The sequence below is a fragment of the Kocuria tytonicola genome, from assembly GCF_003687455.1.
GTDB lineage: Bacteria > Actinomycetota > Actinomycetes > Actinomycetales > Micrococcaceae > Kocuria > Kocuria tytonicola.
On the sequence record NZ_PHOA01000053.1, the window covers coordinates 1 to 16423 of the forward strand.

A 16423-nucleotide genomic window follows, 5' to 3' on the forward strand; every position below is an offset into this window, starting at 1 on the left:
CCCCCATACCCCTCCCGGGTGGGGTCCGTGCGTCGCCCCCGGCATAGACAGATCCCTCCCCAGGGTTTCCACACCGTTTACTGTGCGTCTGACCTGGGGCGATGCAGGGCGGTTCTGAGCCCGGTCTGTGGACGCCCGCGGGTGATCTTGTGCCCCGTGTTTCCGGGGTTTATCGCGTACACATGGGCCGTGCCCCGGGTTCTGGGCCGTGGTGCCCGCGGGGTGGGTCTCCTCCTTTTACGTTGTCTGAGAGCGGAGGTCTGATCGTGGAAAGAATGTCTGTCCCGAAGTGGCGAGTGGGGGTGGATCAGCAGCGGGACCGACTGCGGGTCCGGGTGTCGATCGGTTCGCGGTGGCGGCTGCTGGAGGTCTCGGACGCCCGGAGGATCGCGGACAAGATCCACGACACCTGCGACCGGGTGGACGAGCTGCGCCGTCGCCGGGAGGAGCGGGGACGGGCAACGCCCCCATACCCTGCGGATTAGACAGGGTACGGGGCGCGGACCGGGCATCATCCTTCAGCGGGCTCCACGGCATCGAGCCGGAACGTGCGGATCTCGCCTGTCTCCTGATCGAGTAGCCGAACTACCCACATGTTCAGCTCCCGGGCAGTGCTGAAGTACTCGGGGGCCGGCCGTGATCCGTGCCTCCCAACTGCTTCCATCAATGTGCCCGTGGCCTTCACGCGGTAGTAAGTGGGATGGGGGTTGCTCATGGGCTTGTCTCCTATCGTGAGCCGGGCGCGCCCGGGTGGCGCGCCGCCGCGACCATTGCCCCACCACTCTCCCGGGCAGGCTGGGATGGTGGGGGACGTGTCGCCGTGTCACCGCCGCTCCCCCAATTCGGCAGCCATCAGCCACCCGACGGTCCGCATGGAGTCCGCAAAAGCGCCGCATGCGGACTGCCGACCGCTCCTACAGACTGCAAGATGAACGGCGGAGTCTCGCGGTTTTTGACGCCCACCACATCGCCCTAAAAGCGAATGAAAGTTCCAGCTGTACTACGGCGTCTGAGCCACGCCACGCGCACACCGGCGGCCCCGTTCCCTCCTGGAGCGGGGCCGCCGGCGCGTGCGGACCGGGAGCGGGCGACGTCGTCCGCTACAGCACCGGGGGTCGGGCGAGTCCGGCGTCCGGTCCCCGCTGGATGCGGCGGGTGGCCGGGTCCAGGAACCAGAGGTAGACGCCGTAGCTGAGGGCCAGCAGCGCGGAGATGACACGGGCGGCGATCAGGTTCAGCTCCAGGTACGGGAAGACGTCCAGCTGGTCCGCGACCGCGTAGACCGTGAAGAACCCGGTGATGAAGAACAGCACGTCCGCCTGCCAGTCGTTGCGGATGCCCGTGATGGCGAAGAGCGGGATGAGCCACACCACGTACCACGCCTGGATGATGGGTGCGAGCAGCACGAACGCCGCCATGGACCATGCGAGGCGGCGGAAGATCCTGGAGTCCCGCCCCACGAACATGAGGGTGAGGGTGAGCCCCGCGGCAACGGCCGTGCCTGCGGAGTGCACGGCATGCATCCACGCGGAGCCGTCCAGGCCCCAGGAGTCCGCCACGAGCTGCGCGAAGAGCCCGAACAGTCCCATGGGGGCGTACCAGATGTACACGGACCCGGGCGTGGACACCGCCGAGACCCAGCCGAAGCCGAACCCGTTGACGGCACCCATGATCCCGAGCAGCAGCACGGAGTAGGCGAGGGTCAGCGCCCAGACCACGAACTTCCGACGCCAGGAGGCGTTCCTCCCGGCCCACAGCAGTCCCACGAACGGCAGGAAGACCACCGTGATGGGTTTGATGGCCACGGACAGGGTGACCAGCGTGGTGCCCACGAGCCCGCCCCTCCAGTTGCGCTGCACCGCCGCCGCGTAGGTGCCCAGCAGGGCCAGGGCGAGCATGATGGCGTCGTTGTGGGCGGCGACCACGAAGTTCGTGAGGAACAGCGGGTTGGCCACGGACAGCCACAGCGCCCGGCGGGGATTCACGCCGTGCAGCCGGGCCAGGCGCGGGACGACCCACATGCACGCGATCACGGCCACCACGTTCAGCGCCCGGAACAGCAGCACGGACGCGTCCGGGTCCGCGTGGGTCACGGTGACCACGACCTGCTCGACCCACAGGAACACCGGGCCGTACGGGGGCGGGGACTCCGCCCACAGCTGGTCCGCACCGAGCTGGAAGAAGTTGTCGATCGAGGAGACCCCGGACTCGTAGGGGTTCAGCCCGCTGGCCATCACCCGGCCCTGCCCGATGTACGAGTACACGTCCCGGCTGAACAACGGCACGCTCACGAGCATCGGGACGATCCAGGCGGCAATCGCGGTGAGCACCCAGCGGGCGCTGCCCGGCCCCCAGGGACTGAGCTTCTGCCCCAGCCGCAGCCACTCCCGCACCAGGAGCATGGACCCCAGCGCGAGCAGCGCGATGGACACCACCACGCCCAGGGTCTCGAAGCGCATCCACATGATGAGCGGGTTCCGACGCAGTGCCGACACGTTCGCGAGCCACCCCACACCCAGTGAGCCCAGGAGCACGAGAACCGATCCGACCGCGCCCATGAGCACCGTGCGGCGCAACGAGGACGACGTCGCGGGGCCCCCGGGCGTGGGCTGCTCCCCTGCCGCCGCGGCATGCGCCGGACGACGAAACGTCCTGGTCGTGGTGCGCACTGCGGCCTCCCGGGTGGTGGTGGAGCCGGGGCGCTCCACGGCGGCCCGGGCAGGGTACCGCCGAGGGTGGGGGCGCGGCGGCGAGGTCGGGGCCGATCCTATCGTGCGACGTCGTGAGCGGACCGGACGCGTGCCGTTGCCCCGGGCGGCGGCGCCCCGGGGACGCGATAGATTGGAGGACGTGACGACTGGAAACCGGAGAATCGTGTGGATCGACTGCGAGATGACGGGGCTCTCCCTGTCCGATGACGCGTTGATCGAAGTGGCCGCCCTCGTGACCGACGACGAGCTGAACGTGCTCGGCAGCGGCGTGGACGTGGTGATCCGGCCCCCCGAGGCGGCGCTCGAGCAGATGAACGACTTCGTGCGCACCATGCACGAGAATTCCGGGCTGCTCCCCGAGCTCGAGAACGGTATGAACATGGCCCAGGCGCAGGCCATGGTGCTGGACTACATCCGCGAGTGGGTTCCCGAGCCCGGCAAGGCCCCGCTGGGGGGCAACTCGGTGGGGACGGACAAGACCTTCCTCTCCCGGGACATGCCGGAGCTGGTGGAGCACCTGCACTACCGGATCATCGACGTCTCCACCCTCAAGGAACTCGCCCGGCGCTGGTACCCGCGGGCGTACTTCCAGGCCCCGGAGAAGACCGGCAACCACCGTGCGCTCGGGGACATCGAGGACTCCATCGACGAGCTGCGCTACTACCGCCACGTCCTCTTCCCCGGGGATCCGGGCCCCACGTCCGACGACGCCCGCAGAGTCGCGGCCCTGATCCAGGCCTCACCCACGCGCACGGCGCGCTGAGCCCCTCCCGCCGATGCGGGATTAAGCCCGGTGGTGCGCTATAGTGGTCGTCGTTGCCCGGAGGGATCGCAGGATTCTTCAACGGGTTGCATGGTGGGCGTAGCTCAGTCGGCAGAGCGCCTGGTTGTGGTCCAGGAGGTCGCGGGTTCAACCCCCGTCGCTCACCCCACGAGATCGGGATGCAGGGTCCGGATCGGCACAGAAGTGTCGATCCGGGCCCTGCATTTTTCCTGTCCGGCAGTCCCCGACCCGGAGAGCTCTGCCCATGAGCAAGCCCCTCCCCCGCACGGACACGCCGTGGAGGAGAGGGGCTGGTCGAGTCCCGGTCAGAACCGGAACGGGATGGGGATGGGCCCGCAACAGCAGACCCCACTCACGTTGCCGCCCGAGCCGAGCAGCAGCGCCGCACGGTAGCAGGCCACGAAACGCGCCATGGTGGGCACGACGCCCCGGATCACACCCTGCTGCGCGACGATGCCCCGCACCGCGGCGGAGCAGGACTGCCCGCCCCGGGCCACCAGGTGCGCGCAGGTGTACCCCTTGCGCGGCGAGAGGTGGCGCTGGTAGGCGCGGATGAGACGGTCCACCCCGCGGCGGGGTGCCGTGGCGGCCCAGCGCTGGACGGCGGTCACGGCTTCAACACCACCTTGATGCAGCCGTCCTTCTTCTCCTGGAACATCTTGTACGCCTCCGGTGCGTCCTCCAGGGACACGTGGTGGGTGGCCAGGGACTCCACGCCCAGGACGTCCTCCGGCTGACTCAGCACCTGCAGCAGCTCGTCGGTCCAGTGGCGCACGTGGCACTGGCCCATGCGCATGGTGATGCCCTTGTCGAACATCTCCATCATGGGCATGGGATCGGCCATCCCACCGTACACGCCCGAGAGGGACACCGTGCCCGCGCGGCGCACGCTGTGGATGGCGGTGTGCAGTGCGTCCAGACGGTCGATCCCGGCGGTCTCGATGGCCTTGCGACCCAGCGGCTTGGGCAGGCGCGCCGCGCCCGCGACGATCTTCTCCGCAATCGGGTTGCCGTGGGCCTCCATGCCCACCGCGTCCAGGACACCGTCCGGGCCGCGGCCGTCGGTCATCTCGCGCAGCGTCTCGGAGACGTCGTCCACCTGGCGCAGGTCCACGGTCTCCACGCCCCAGCTCTCGGCCAGGGCCAGGCGCTCGTCCACGAGGTCCACCGCGATGATGCGCTGCACGCCCTGCAGCTTCGCGGAGCGCACCGCCAGCTGTCCCACGGGGCCGAGACCGAGCACGGCCAGGGTGTCCTCAGTCCCCACGTTCGCGTACTTCACGCCCTGCCACGCCGTGGGCAGGATGTCGCTGAGGTAGAGGAAGCGCTCGTCGTCGAAGTTCTGGGGCAGCTTCACGGGACCGAAGTCCGCGTGCGGAACGCGCACGCGCTCGGCCTGGCCACCCGGCACGGAGCCGTACAGGGAGGAGAAGCCGAACAGGGCCGCGCCGGTGCCCATCTCCCGGATCTGGGTGGTCTCGCACGCCGCGAACAGCCCGCGGTCGCACATCCAGCAGTGCCCGCACGCAATCACGAACGGCACCACCACGCGGTCCCCGGGTGCCAGGTGCTCCACACCGGGGCCCACCTCCTCCACGATGCCCATGAACTCGTGGCCCAGCACGTAGTCCTTCTGCAGGTACGGGCCCAGCACCCCGTAGAGGTGCAGGTCGGAGCCGCAGATCGCAGTGGAGGTCACCCTGACGATCGCGTCGGTGGGGTCCTGCAGGACGGGGTCCGGAACGTTCTCGACCCGGACGTCGCCGAGTCCTTGCCATGTCAGTGCTCGCATTGCCTCAGTCAACCACGATCCGCAGCGGACGGCACCACCCCTCCGGGGGTCCGGCGACTCGTCCGGGCCCGGTAGCGTAGCGGCATGACTGCATCGTCTCGTGTTGCCCTCGTGGCCGGAGCGTCCCGCGGACTGGGAATGCTCGTGGCCGAAGAACTCCTCCTGCGCGGTTACGAGGTCGCCATCTGCGCGCGTGATGCCGCGGAGCTCACGCGGGCCCGTGCCCGGCTGGCCCGTCGCGGCACCGTCCGCGACTACGTGTGCGACGTGGGCGACGCTGAGCAGGTCTCCGGTCTCGTGGAGAGCGTGGAACGCGACCTGGGCCCCGTGGAGGTTCTCATCACCGTGGCCGGGATCATCCAGGTGGGCCCGGTGGAGGGGGTCACCGTGGAGCACGTCCGGGATGCGGTGAACACCATGACCATGGGCCCGGTGCACACGGCGCTGGCGGTCCTGCCGGGGATGCGCGAACGGGGCAGGGGTCGGATCGGCACCGTGGCCTCCGTGGGCGGGCTCGTGTCCGTGCCGCACCTGCTGCCGTACAGCACGGCCAAGTTCGGAGCCGTCGGTTTCACGGAGGGCCTCGCGGCGTCGCTGTCCGGAACGGGTGTCACCGCCACCAGCATTGACCCCGGGCTCATGCGCACCGGGTCTCACGAGCACGCGTTCTTCACGGGGAGCTCGGAGAAGGAGTATGCGTGGTTCGCTCCCTCGGCGTCCCTGCCGGTGCTGTCCATGAACGCGGACCGCGCGGCGCGCCTCATCGTGGACGGCGTACTGGCGGGGCGCCCCGTGGTCCTGGTGGGATGGCTGCCGAAGATCGCGCAGCGCGTGCGCGGGGTGGCTCCCGGACTGACGGTGCGCGCCCTCGGTGTCGCCAACCGGCTGCTGCCTTCGGCCGCTTCCCACCAGACGCACCTCGTGGCGGGTGCCGCCGCCAGGGGACGGCTGGCTTCCACCGTGGTGGACGCACTGAGTTTCCTCGGGAACCGGGCCGCGCGGCGCAACAACGAGCGCTGAGCGTCGTCAGCGCGCCCGCACCCGCACGGCGCGGCAGGCGATGCCCACGACGAGCACGAGGATGCCCACACCCACGGAACCGGCCGGTAGGGTCACCACGAGCACCGTGCACAGCACCGCGCCCGTGACGGGAACGGCCCTCGGGTACCGTCGGTGCTCCCCGGTCTGGGTAACCGCGCTGAGATTCGCCACGAGGTAGTAGAGCAGCACGCCGAAGGACGAGAAGCCGACCACCCCGCGGACGTCCACCGTCAGCACGAGGACCACGACCACGAGCGCCAGGGCGATCTCCGCCCGGCGGGGAATCCCGTGGCGGTCGTCCAGCACGGCCAGGGCCCGGGGCAGGTCCGCAGTGCGGGCCATTGCGAGCGACGTGCGGGCGATGCCTGCGACGCCTGCGAGCAGCGCACCCAGGGTCGCTGCCGCGGCCCCCACGCGCACCACGGGGGTGGTCCACGTGAGACCGCCCGCCGCGGCGAGGTCCGCGAGCGGCGTCGTCGTGCGGGCGAGCGCATCCGGCCCGAGGACGGTGAGGGCGAGCAGGGCGGGCCCGCCGTAGACGAGCAGAGCGCCGAGCAGCGCGGTCACGATGGCCCGTGGGATGGTGCGGGCGGGATCGCGGACCTCCTCCCCCATCGTGGCGATGCGCGCGTAGCCTGCGAACGCGAAGAAGAGCAGACCCCCTGCCTGCAGGACCCCGTACGCTCCTCCCGGCGGCGCGGACGCGAACAGCGCAGCCGTGCGCGCGCGGTCGGAGAGTGCACCCGCGACGACCACCACCGCCAGGACCGCGAGCACCACGCCCACCAGGAGCTTCGTGGCGGCCGCCGTGCGTGTCACGCCCAGGCAGTTGACGCTCACGAGCACGATGACGGCAAGCGCCGCCACGGGCCGCTGCCAGGACGCATCGACGGTGTAGGCGGCGAACGTCATGGCCATGGCCGCGCAGCTGGCCGTCTTGCCCGTGACGAAGCACCAGCCGGCCAGGAACCCCGGCCAGGGCCCCAGCCGTTCCCGTCCGTAGACGTAGCTGCCGCCCGCCACAGGGTACTGGGCGGCCAACTGGGCGGAGGACAGCGCGTTGCACAGCGCGACCGCCCCCGCGATGAGCAGGGAGAGGGGCAACCAGGATCCCGCGGCTGCCGCGGCGGGGGCGAAGACGACGAAGACGCCCGCCCCGATCATCGAGCCCAGGCCGATCGCCACGGCGTCCCCCAGACCCAGGCGGCGCTGCATGGTGGTGGTCATGATGCTGGCCCCGCTCCCGTGCACGTGGTCCCTGGACACGACGACGGGCGGAACGGTACTACCATTCCGCCCGTCACGCCGCTCACGATCCTCGAGGGATCAGAAGACCGGCTTGCCGCCGGTCACACCGATCACCGTGCCGGAGACGTAGGACGCCTCCGCGGGGCTCGCGAGGAACACGAACGCCCCGGCGAGCTCCGAGGGCTGGCCCGCGCGGCCCAGCGGGGTGTCGCCACCGAACTGGGGCATCCCCTCACCGGCCTTGGTGGCGGGCTGCAGCGGGGTCCAGATGGGGCCCGGAGCCACCGCGTTGACGCGGATGCCCTTCTCGCCCAGCTCACTGGCCAGGTTGACCGTGAAGTTGTTGATCGCGGCCTTGGTGGAGGCGTAGTCGATCAGGTTCTCGGAGGGGTCGTACGCCTGGATGGAGCTCACGTTGATGATCGACGAGCCCTCCTCGAGGTAGGACAGTGCCTGCTGCGAGACCCAGAACAGGGCGTAGAGGTTGGTCTTGAAGACCCGGTCCATCTCTTCCGTCTTCAGCCCCTGCAGGCCACCGTCCCGGCGTGCCCACTGGAACCCGGCGTTGTTGACCAGGATGTCCAGGCCACCCAGCTTCTCCGCCGCCTGGTCCACGACGCCGCGGGCCTGGCTCTCCTCGCGCAGGTCCGCGGGGAGCAGGACGGCGGTGCGCCCGGCCTTCTCGATCCACTGGCGGGTGTCCTGGGCGTCGGACTCCTCCTCGGGGAGGTAGTTGATGGCCACGTCCGCGCCCTCGCGCGCGAACGCGATGGCCACCGCGCGCCCGATGCCGGAGTCGCCGCCGGTCACCAGGGCCTTCAGGCCCTCCAGGCGGCCGCGGCCCACCCAGTTCTCCTCGCCGTGGTCCGGGAACGGGGTCATGTCGGTGGAGAGACCGGGAGGAGTCTGCTCCTGCTCGGGGAAACCGCCCTCTTCGCCGGCGAGTTCCTGTGCTTTCCTGTCTGCTGCGAACTTGTCATCAGTCATGAAGTCATTGTGCCCCGAGGCGCGGGGGCGTGTCGCCCACCTGCCGGGGTGAAAACCCCGAACCGCGCGTGCCGGACTCCGCGGTCCGGTGTTCCGGTGGCCCGGGGCCAGTGGTGCGAGGTCTGCCCACCAGGCCAGGAGCGGACTCAGACCATGGTGACGCGGCGGTGCTGACTGCTGGGGTCCATGCCGTGCTGCACGCCCCACAGCACCGCCTGGCTGCGCCGCTCCACGCCCATCTTGCGGTAGGCGGAGCGGATGTAGGACTTCACGGAGTTGATGCTGAGGTAGCAGCTGCGGGCGATCTCGTCGTTCGTGAACCCCTGGGTGATGAGCGCCACCACCTCCGCCTCGCGTGCGGACAGCCCCTCGCCGCGTCCCGGCCAGTCCGGCGGGGCGATGCCCTCACGCACGGGCTCGGGGAGCACTACTCGTTCCCCCTCGTGCACGCGCACCAGCGCGTCCCCGAGCGCCGCGGCGCTGAGCTGTTTGGAGAGGTACCCGTGCATGCCGAGCCCCAGTGCGTCGTCCACCTGGTCCGCCTCCACGTTCCACGTGTACATGACCACCTTGTGGCACCGGGGGTCGTCCAGCAGCTGACGGATCTCCCGCGCGCCGCGGTTGGTGGCGGCAAAGGCGTCGTAGAGCACCACGTGAGCGGTGTCCCGTGGAGTGTGTCCGGAGTCCAGCTCCACGACCTGCAGCCGCGGATGGCCGGCCAGCATGCGCGCGACCCCCTCCACGACCACCGGGTAGTCGTTGATCAGGGCCAGGGAGATGTCGGGGTGACGGGAATTCACCCCACGAGCATAATAGTAAGCTCACGCATCATTGTTCGAACTGTGTTCGACAATCTGCCAGTCCTCCCCCGTGCGCGTGAGGTGCCCCAGCGCCGCTAGTTCCCGCAGCCAGCCCTCCATGGGATCGAACCCCCACGTGCGCCGGAAGAGGTTGGCGTTGCGTGCGATCGCGGCGGCGTGCTGGACCGGCGGCGACTGGGTGGGGTGGTACTGGTGGTAGGCGGCGGCCCCGCCCAGCCACCACAGCTGGCCCCCCGCCGCGGCGAGTCGCTGGCCGAAGTCGGTGTCCTCGCCGCCGTAGCCCACGTAGCGCTCGTCGAAGCCCCCGGCGGCGTCCCACGTGGCCACCGTGCACGCCATGGAGAGGGACCACAGCAGGCGCGGGTCCGCGCGCTCCAGCTCCCCGGGAGCGGGCAGCACCCGCACCGCGTGGTCGCGCCCCACCCGGGCGACCCGCCCGGGTGTGTAGTCGGCCTCCGCCATGCCCTCGGGCAGGTACTGCACGCGCCCGCTGACCACCGCACGGCTGTCCCCCAGCCGCTCCAGTGCCCGCGCGTAGTCCCGCACCAGGTCACGGTGCGGGAGGCAGTCCACGTCCAGCAGCACCACACGGTCCGCTCCGAGGGCCGCGGCGCGGGACACCCCCGCGTTGCGCGCCGCCGCGAGCGGGAGCCCGTCCGCCACGAGGCAGTCCACGACGTCCGTGGGCACCTCGCTGCGCGCCCGCGCCACCTCGTGGATCCCGGGATCCCCCATGCTCACCACCACGTGGACGAGCGGTGGCTCACTCTGGGCGGCCACCCACTCGCGCTGACGCCGCAGGTGCTCGTGGCGCCCGCTGGCAATCGTCACCAGGGCGATCCTCACGCCCCACCTCCGCTCAGCACGGCCTCCAGCGCGCGGGCCGCGCGCCGGGCGCCGTCGCCGTGGCGCCAGAGGGACCAGCGCGGCCCTCCCAGCTCCCCGGCCCGCGCCAGCAGTCCGGGCCACTCGGCCGCTGCGGGCCACTCGGAGAGCCCCACGCAGATCCCCGCCCGGTCGAGCGCGGCCGCGGTGGCAAGCTGCTCGTCGTGCGGCCGCGGCTGGGCCACCACCACGGCCCGTGCGCCCACGGCGGAGAGCTCCGCAACGGCGTTGTTCCCGCCGTGGGTGACCACCACCGCGGCCTCCTGCAGCTCGCGCCACAGGTCGGGCGAGGGATTGTCCGGGGTGCGCACGGTCCACGTCCAGCCGGGTGTCGCCGCACGGGCGGCCTCGATCTCCGCCTCACCCACGACGGTGCCCCCGCGCCCCCACACCACGAGCACCGAGTTCCGCTGGGCCGCGCCGTCTGCCGGCTCCGCGGCACCGCCGGCGGACGACGCCGCCCGGTCCGGTCCCGAGCGCCCCGCACCCTGGTCCGCGCCGGACTCCGGCTCCGGGGGTCGCGAGGGCACGTCGAAGCGGGAGATCGCCCCGGTGAACGTGGTCTTCCGGGTCCACTCCTCGGGCCAGTACGGCTCCGCGGTCTCACGGGACCACGGTGCGACCAGGGCGGGGGCGGCGTCGTACGCGGCACGGTGCGTGCGGTCGGTGCGGTCCCCGCGCATGGCCATCACCGCGGTGGGCACGCCCATGAGTCGCGCCAGCAGGGTGACCTCCGCTGAGGTGTCGGTGACCATCAGCTCCACGTCCGTGCGCAGCCGATCGGCCAACAGGCCCATCCGCTCGCGGTGGCCGGGGTGGTGCAGCGGCGCCCAGTGCAGGACCCCGTTCGCGGTGGGATCCGCGGGGTGTCCGGCGTCGTCCGGGGGCAGCTGGACCCACTCGCCGGGCCAGTCCGCGGGACGCTCCAGCGAGCTGAAGCCCACCACGCCGGTCGTGAGCTCCCGGGCGATCTGCACGGCCCGGTTGCGGTGCCCGAGGCCGTGGTGGTGGACGTAGTAGCCGATCACGCGTGCACCAGCTCCCGGTAGAGATCGGCATAGGCATCCACGGTGGCCTCCAGCGAGCAGTTCTCGAGCGCGTAGCGGCGCACCCGGGCACGGTCCATCGCGACCACGAGCGGCAGCATGGCGGCGGCCCCCGCCACGGTCTCGGCCTCGCTCACCCCCGGTTGGGACGTCAGGCCGCCCGGGAAGCGGACGATCTCGCTGAGTCCGCCGCGGGCCACCGCGAGCACCGGGGTGCCGCACGCCATGGCCTCGGCGGCCACGAGACCGTAGGGCTCCTCCCACGCCGGTGTCACGAGGCTCGCAGCGCTGTGCCCGGCGAGCTCCCGCAGCTGCTCGGTGTCCAGGTGCCCCACGTAGGTGATGTGCTCGTCCAGCAGCGGTTCGAGCTTCGACTCGAAGTACTGGCGGTCCGCGATCGGCCCGGCGATCCGCAGCCGCCGGCCGGCCTTGCTCGCGATCAGCGCGGCCACGTGCGGTGCCTTCTCCGGGACGATCCGCCCGGACCACACCAGGGCGTCCCCGCCCGGGCCCGGGCGCCATTCGTGGGGGTCCACCCCGTTGCGGATCACACGGGCGGGTGTCACGGTGCTCCACAGCTGGGCCACGGAGTCGCTGACCGCCACGGTGTGCGCGGTGGGGGTGAGCCGCAGCGCGGGCTCCAGCCACGGGGTGACCGGGGTGTGCAGGGTGGTGACCATGGGCTGCGGGATGGCCGCGGACATCACGATGGGCAGGAAGTGCAGGGAGTTGTTGTGCACCACGTCGATGTCCGGGCGGTTCCCGAAGGCCCGCATCACCTGCATGTAGGAGAACGTCTCCCGCACCTGCGCCTCCGGGGGCATGGCGACGTCGTTGCGGGCCGCGTCGCTCAGCACGAGGGGCTGCACGTCCAGCTCCTCGATGCCGAGCCGCGGGTCCGAGCCGGGCGCGGCGAAGACCACCACGTCCATGCCGCGGCGCCTGAGCCCGCGGGCCAGGTGCCACGTGAAGGACTCCAGGCCGCCCGAGAACGGCGGGGTGATCGGAAAGCGGTCGTGGGCGAGCAGTGCCACCTTCACGCGGCACCCCCCTCCCCCGGGGTGCGCGCGGCCACGGCACGGCGGTAGACCTCGGTGTGGGTCGCCGCAATACGACGTCGCTGGGCCGCCCGCTCCCGGGCACTCGTCTGCCAGGGACCCAGACCGGGAAGCGCCGCGAGCGCGGCGCCGACCTGGGCGGCGTCGGGCGCCCCGGAGTCGTCCCAGTCGAAGCCCAGCACGCCGGGGTGCTGGTCGTGGTAGAAGCCCACGGTGGGTGCCAGCACGTGCGTGCCGAGGTCGTGGCACAGCTCGAGCCAGCCCGAGTGGGTGCCGAAGCGGTAGGCGAGCACGGAGAGGTCCAGGCCGCGCAGGTAGTCCCGCAGCTGCTCGTCGGTGTAGATCTCGTGCACGTGGACCGTGACGCCCTCGGTGTGCCGGGCGGCCTCGAGCAGCTCCACCACACGGGCGTCGTGGTGCCGCGCACCCGTGGTGACCACGTCCGTGTGGGCGTCCAGCACCAGGCGGATCGCGCCCTGCGCGGCGTGCGCCATGAGCAGGCGGGCCAACGGGAGGGGGTTCATGTTGGTGCGCAGGCTCTTGAGGTGCAGTCCCACGGTGGGGACTTCCGGCACGGGCGCGTGTGTCCGCCAGGAGTCCAGCGGCAGGACGTGCGGGTGGGGCACCACGGTGGCGCTGCGGCCCCACCGGCGCTCGATCTCGCGGGCTGCTCCCGCGGTGAGCGTGATGAGCTCGTCCGCGCCGGGAACCAGCACGTCCAGCGCGGCGTCCTGGGCGGTGGGATCCTCCTGGTGCGGGTTGCGCAGGTCGTGCACGGTGTAGACGAGCGGCTTGCCGAGCTCGCGCAGGGTGGCCACGATGCGCTGCAGGGTCTGCGGAGGGGTCTGATCGAAACCGAAGTGCAGGTGGTAGACGTCGAACTCCGCCGCGTGCCCACGGATCCAGGTCTCGTCGAGCATCACCAGCGGCCACCAGGGAGCGCCGGGAACGGGGTGTGCGGGCGCGGGGTCCGGCAACCGGTGGACGGCCTGCGGACCGGCGGGGGCACTGAGGTGCTCGACGTACACGTGACCGTGGGGCAAAGACGCGACCCTCACTCGGTGGGACCTCCTGCGGTAGACGAACGGTGCCGTGGCTGGGTGCCCGCGCGGGCACCGTGTCCCGCTCAGCGGATCACCGCACACGGGTGGAGTGCGCTCCGTTCCTCGGGCGGCCCCGGGCGACGATACACATCTTACTGACGGTTCCGACACGATATATTGTCCTGCGGCCGTGCGGAACACCGGCCACCGCCGCCGCCGGCACGAGCCGCGGACCGGTCCCACCACCACACGCGATTCCTCGAGGTACCCAGCATGAGCATCCGCCCCATCGTGATCTCCGGCAACCCCGTGCTGCACCACCCCGCGGCGCGGGTCACGGAGTTCGACGACGCCCTGCGCGAGCTGGTCGCGGACATGCACGAGACCATGGACGCCTCCCACGGTGTGGGTCTCGCGGCACCGCAGATCGGGGTGGGACTGCGGATCTTCACCTACCTCTACGAGAACGAGGACGGCGTGGCCCCCCGGGGGACGCTCGTCAACCCGGTGTTGACCACGGGCAAGATCGCCGAGACGGCCCCGGACCCGGACGAGGAGTCCGAGGGCTGCCTGTCCGTCCCCGGGCAGGCCTGGCCCCTCAAGCGCGCGGACTGGGTCCGGATCGCGGGCCAGGACGAGAACGGGGACCCCGTGGCGTTCGAGGCGAACGGCTGGTTTGCCCGGGTGATGCAGCACGAGTACGACCACCTGGACGGCAAGCTCTACGTGGACCGGCTCAACCCCAAGTGGTCGAAGAAGGCCCGCAAGGCCATCACCAAGGAGGGCTGGGGCACGGACTCCACCTGGTTGCCCGGTGTGGACGAGGACCCGTTCGGCCACTGAGCCTGTTCCCCCGGCGGGCTGGCGGGCCGATGGAGCCGGCCGGCGCCGGGGGTAGGACGTCAGGACGTCAGGACGTCAGGACGACCGTCAGCACACCCGCCCCGCGGCTCGTGGGGTCCTCCAGCTCCACCGTCCAGTGCTGGAACAGCGCACCGTGCACCTGCTCGACGGTGTCCACCGCTCCCCCGGCGCCGCGGAACTCGCACAGTGCCCGTGCCACGAGGCCGCGCGTGTGCTTGGCGTGGTGCGAGACGACCGAGCGCGTGCCGTCCTGCTTCTCCTGCTCCACGCGCACCGTGACCGTGCGCGGCGCCGGAGCCTTCCACGCCGCGGCGTAGGCGGCGGACCGGCAGTCCACCACCACCTGCTCCGCAGCGAGCTCGTCCAGCACCGGGGCGAGTCGAGGCTTCCACCAGGTGCTCAGTCTCCCCGTGCCCGGCAGCACCGTTCCCATGGACAGCCGGTAGGCAGGAATCCGGTCCGTGGGCCGCACCGCCCCCCAGAGCGCGGAGACCACCAGGAGGCTCTCGTCCGCCACGGCGCGCGCTTCTGCCGACAGGGTCGAGGCGTCAAGGGCGTCGTAGAGCACGCCCGTGTAGACCTCCAGGGCCGGCGCGGCGGGGGCGGGGTCGAATGCGAGGTTGCGGGCGACGTCGTCCGCGAGCGAGGGCCCCGCGCCCAGCACTGCGAGCGCGTCCTCACGGGCGCTGACCTCCGCGAGGTGACGGACGAGCTGTGCACGGTCCGGGGTCAGCGCGGGAAGGTCCAGCGCGTCGAGGTCAAGGGGAGCACCCGCAGCCGGGGCGGTCTTCGATTCGGAGGGCGGCAGGAGAATCAGCACCCCACGAGTGTAGGTGGACAGGTGGGCCTGTGAGCCGGGTTCTGTGCCGCGGCCGGTTGCCCGCACCGCGGTGACGACCATCCATCTAGGCCGTGCGTTGCCGCACGGCTCGAGCAGCCTACCCGGACGCTCGGGCGAGCAGCCCTCGGTCGCGCCCTGCGTGGCCTTGCTCCGGACGGGGTTTACCGAGCCGCGCCGGTCACCCGGCGCGCTGGTGGTCTCTTACACCACCTTTTCACCCTGACCCGCGCGTGGCGGGCGGTCTGTTTTCTGTGGCACTGTCCTGCGGGTTTCCCCGAGTGGGTGTTACCCACCGTCCTGCTCTGCGGAGCCCGGACTTTCCTCGAGACGCCGTCACGAACGACGACGCCGCGCGGTCGCCCGGCCCACCTGTCCGCACCGATCCTACCGCGCCCGCGCGCCCCGGTCCGGCGCACTCGGACCCGCGGTGCCCCGCCCACGAGAACGGTGGACTCCTCCGCACCCGGCCCGGGCGGTCGGCCGCCCGATGCCGCCCACTGCACGGGCGCCCGACCGGGCGCGGGCAGAGGACCCTGCGCGGTCACAGCACGAGCATCGCCGAGCACTCGGGGCACTGCGGGATCGCGGTGTCCGGAGTGGCCTCGAGTGCCGCGGCGTCCGCGGGACTCAGGCGCGTGCCGCACGCGCCGCACGTTCCGTTCTCATAGCGGGCCACGGCGATGCGTCCTCCCCCGCGGGCGTTGCGCAGCCGGTCGTAGCGCCGCAGGAGCGGCGAGTCCGTGATGGCCGACGCCCTGCGATCGCGTTCGGCGGTGAGCCGGGCGTGCTCCTCCTTGAGCCGTGCGAGTTCGGCGTCCCGTTCTGCCACCGCGGCTCGGGCCTCGGCGTCCGCGGCGCGCAGCAGGGGCTGCTTGCGCTCACGATCGGCGGCCACCTCCTCGGCGTGGTCCATGGCCTGCAGCTGCGCCTCCTCCGCCCGCTCCCGCTGCGCCGTGAGGGTCTCGATCTGGTGCTGGATGCCCATCAGGTCCTTGGAGGTCCCGCCCGCGTTGAGCCGCTCGGTGTCCCGGTCGATCCTGGTCTGGATCTCGACCACCGTGGCCTCCGCCTGCTGAACGGCGTCCCGGGCCTGTCCCACCGCGGCGTCCAGCTCACGGGCCGCGGCGATCGCCTGGGTGCGGCGGGCCATCAGGGCCGCCACGTGCTCAGAGGTCTGCAGCTCCTTCGCGCGCGCCAGCCTGGTGAGCAGACGGGAGTCCACCGCCTGCAGCTCCAGCAGGGCGGGAAGGGATGAGCGGGACGTCGTCATGGGGTTCTCCTCGGGGTGGTGCAGGTCGGGGC

General features: G+C 71.6%; 16 protein-coding genes, 1 tRNA gene and 1 other RNA gene. 5 read left to right on the forward strand and 13 right to left on the reverse strand.

The features are described 5' to 3' along the window. The first annotated feature begins 275 nt into the window (after window positions 1-275). Window positions 276-485 carry a hypothetical protein gene (locus CWC38_RS07185; RefSeq protein WP_124106150.1) on the forward strand — a complete coding sequence of 70 codons (210 nt, stop codon included), beginning with the start codon at window positions 276-278 and terminating at the stop codon, window positions 483-485. A gap of 615 nt (window positions 486-1100) precedes the next feature. Here the strand turns inward: CWC38_RS07185 and mptB are convergent. After that, window positions 1101-2669 (reverse strand): polyprenol phosphomannose-dependent alpha 1,6 mannosyltransferase MptB, encoded by a 1569-nt coding sequence (mptB, locus tag CWC38_RS07195; RefSeq protein WP_439108834.1) that lies wholly within the window; start codon window positions 2667-2669, stop codon window positions 1101-1103. Between the two features lie 181 nt (window positions 2670-2850). On the opposite strand from mptB, the gene orn reads away from it, so the two are divergent. Both orn and CWC38_RS07205 read left to right on the forward strand, forming a co-directional pair. After that, window positions 2851-3474, forward strand: coding sequence for an oligoribonuclease (gene orn / locus CWC38_RS07200; RefSeq protein ID WP_276309568.1), 624 nt, complete (start codon window positions 2851-2853; stop codon window positions 3472-3474). Between the two features lie 93 nt (window positions 3475-3567). Beyond that, a tRNA-His gene (locus CWC38_RS07205) sits at window positions 3568-3643 on the forward strand. Window positions 3644-3800: 157 nt separating this feature from the next. Here CWC38_RS07205 and yidD read toward each other — a convergent pair. After that, complete coding sequence (yidD, locus tag CWC38_RS07210; protein WP_121846120.1) at window positions 3801-4106, reverse strand: membrane protein insertion efficiency factor YidD; 306 nt, start codon at window positions 4104-4106, stop codon at window positions 3801-3803. After that, the gene (locus CWC38_RS07215) at window positions 4103-5287 is read right to left on the reverse strand and encodes a zinc-dependent alcohol dehydrogenase (RefSeq protein WP_121846121.1); all 1185 of its coding nucleotides are present in this window, start codon (window positions 5285-5287) and stop codon (window positions 4103-4105) included. Before CWC38_RS07215 ends, yidD begins: the two co-directional genes overlap by 4 nt. Before the next feature lie 84 nt (window positions 5288-5371). On the opposite strand from CWC38_RS07215, the gene CWC38_RS07220 reads away from it, so the two are divergent. Beyond that, window positions 5372-6307 (forward strand): SDR family NAD(P)-dependent oxidoreductase, encoded by a 936-nt coding sequence (locus CWC38_RS07220; protein ID WP_121846122.1) that lies wholly within the window; start codon window positions 5372-5374, stop codon window positions 6305-6307. Window positions 6308-6313: 6 nt separating this feature from the next. Here the strand turns inward: CWC38_RS07220 and CWC38_RS07225 are convergent, their stop codons facing one another. From CWC38_RS07225 to CWC38_RS07255, 7 genes are all read right to left on the reverse strand, one after another. Further along, complete coding sequence (locus CWC38_RS07225) at window positions 6314-7555, reverse strand: APC family permease (RefSeq protein ID WP_121846132.1); 1242 nt, start codon at window positions 7553-7555, stop codon at window positions 6314-6316. Window positions 7556-7654: 99 nt separating this feature from the next. Next, window positions 7655-8563, reverse strand: coding sequence for an SDR family oxidoreductase (locus CWC38_RS07230; protein ID WP_121846123.1), 909 nt, complete (start codon window positions 8561-8563; stop codon window positions 7655-7657). A 146-nt stretch (window positions 8564-8709) separates the two neighbouring features. After that, window positions 8710-9363, reverse strand: a complete 654-nt coding sequence (locus CWC38_RS07235) for a response regulator transcription factor (RefSeq protein ID WP_121846124.1) — start codon at window positions 9361-9363, stop codon at window positions 8710-8712. A gap of 21 nt (window positions 9364-9384) precedes the next feature. Next, entirely contained in the window at window positions 9385-10215 is an 831-nt protein-coding gene (locus CWC38_RS07240) for a glycosyltransferase family 2 protein (RefSeq protein WP_240625126.1), read from the reverse strand. Window positions 10216-10226: 11 nt separating this feature from the next. Continuing rightward, window positions 10227-11297: a glycosyltransferase gene (locus CWC38_RS07245; protein ID WP_121846126.1), complete on the reverse strand. Its 1071-nt coding sequence runs from the start codon at window positions 11295-11297 to the stop codon at window positions 10227-10229. After that, complete coding sequence (locus tag CWC38_RS07250; RefSeq protein ID WP_121846127.1) at window positions 11294-12355, reverse strand: glycosyltransferase; 1062 nt, start codon at window positions 12353-12355, stop codon at window positions 11294-11296. The genes CWC38_RS07245 and CWC38_RS07250 overlap by 4 nt, the downstream gene beginning before the upstream one ends. Next, a complete protein-coding gene (locus CWC38_RS07255; RefSeq protein WP_121846128.1) occupies window positions 12352-13431 on the reverse strand; it encodes a glycosyltransferase family protein in 1080 nt (359 codons plus the stop codon). Before CWC38_RS07255 ends, CWC38_RS07250 begins: the two co-directional genes overlap by 4 nt. A gap of 258 nt (window positions 13432-13689) precedes the next feature. On the opposite strand from CWC38_RS07255, the gene def reads away from it, so the two are divergent. Beyond that, window positions 13690-14259: a peptide deformylase gene (gene def / locus CWC38_RS07260; RefSeq protein ID WP_121846129.1), complete on the forward strand. Its 570-nt coding sequence runs from the start codon at window positions 13690-13692 to the stop codon at window positions 14257-14259. Window positions 14260-14326: 67 nt separating this feature from the next. Here def and CWC38_RS07265 read toward each other — a convergent pair whose 3' ends face one another. From CWC38_RS07265 to CWC38_RS07275, 3 genes are all read right to left on the reverse strand, one after another. Then, entirely contained in the window at window positions 14327-15100 is a 774-nt protein-coding gene (locus CWC38_RS07265) for a YaaA family protein (protein WP_121846130.1), read from the reverse strand. Between the two features lie 14 nt (window positions 15101-15114). Next, window positions 15115-15493: RNase P RNA component class A (rnpB, locus tag CWC38_RS07270), an RNA gene on the reverse strand. A 169-nt stretch (window positions 15494-15662) separates the two neighbouring features. Next, on the reverse strand, window positions 15663-16423 hold a 761-nt coding region (locus CWC38_RS07275; protein ID WP_338067525.1), incomplete at its 5' end, for a zinc ribbon domain-containing protein.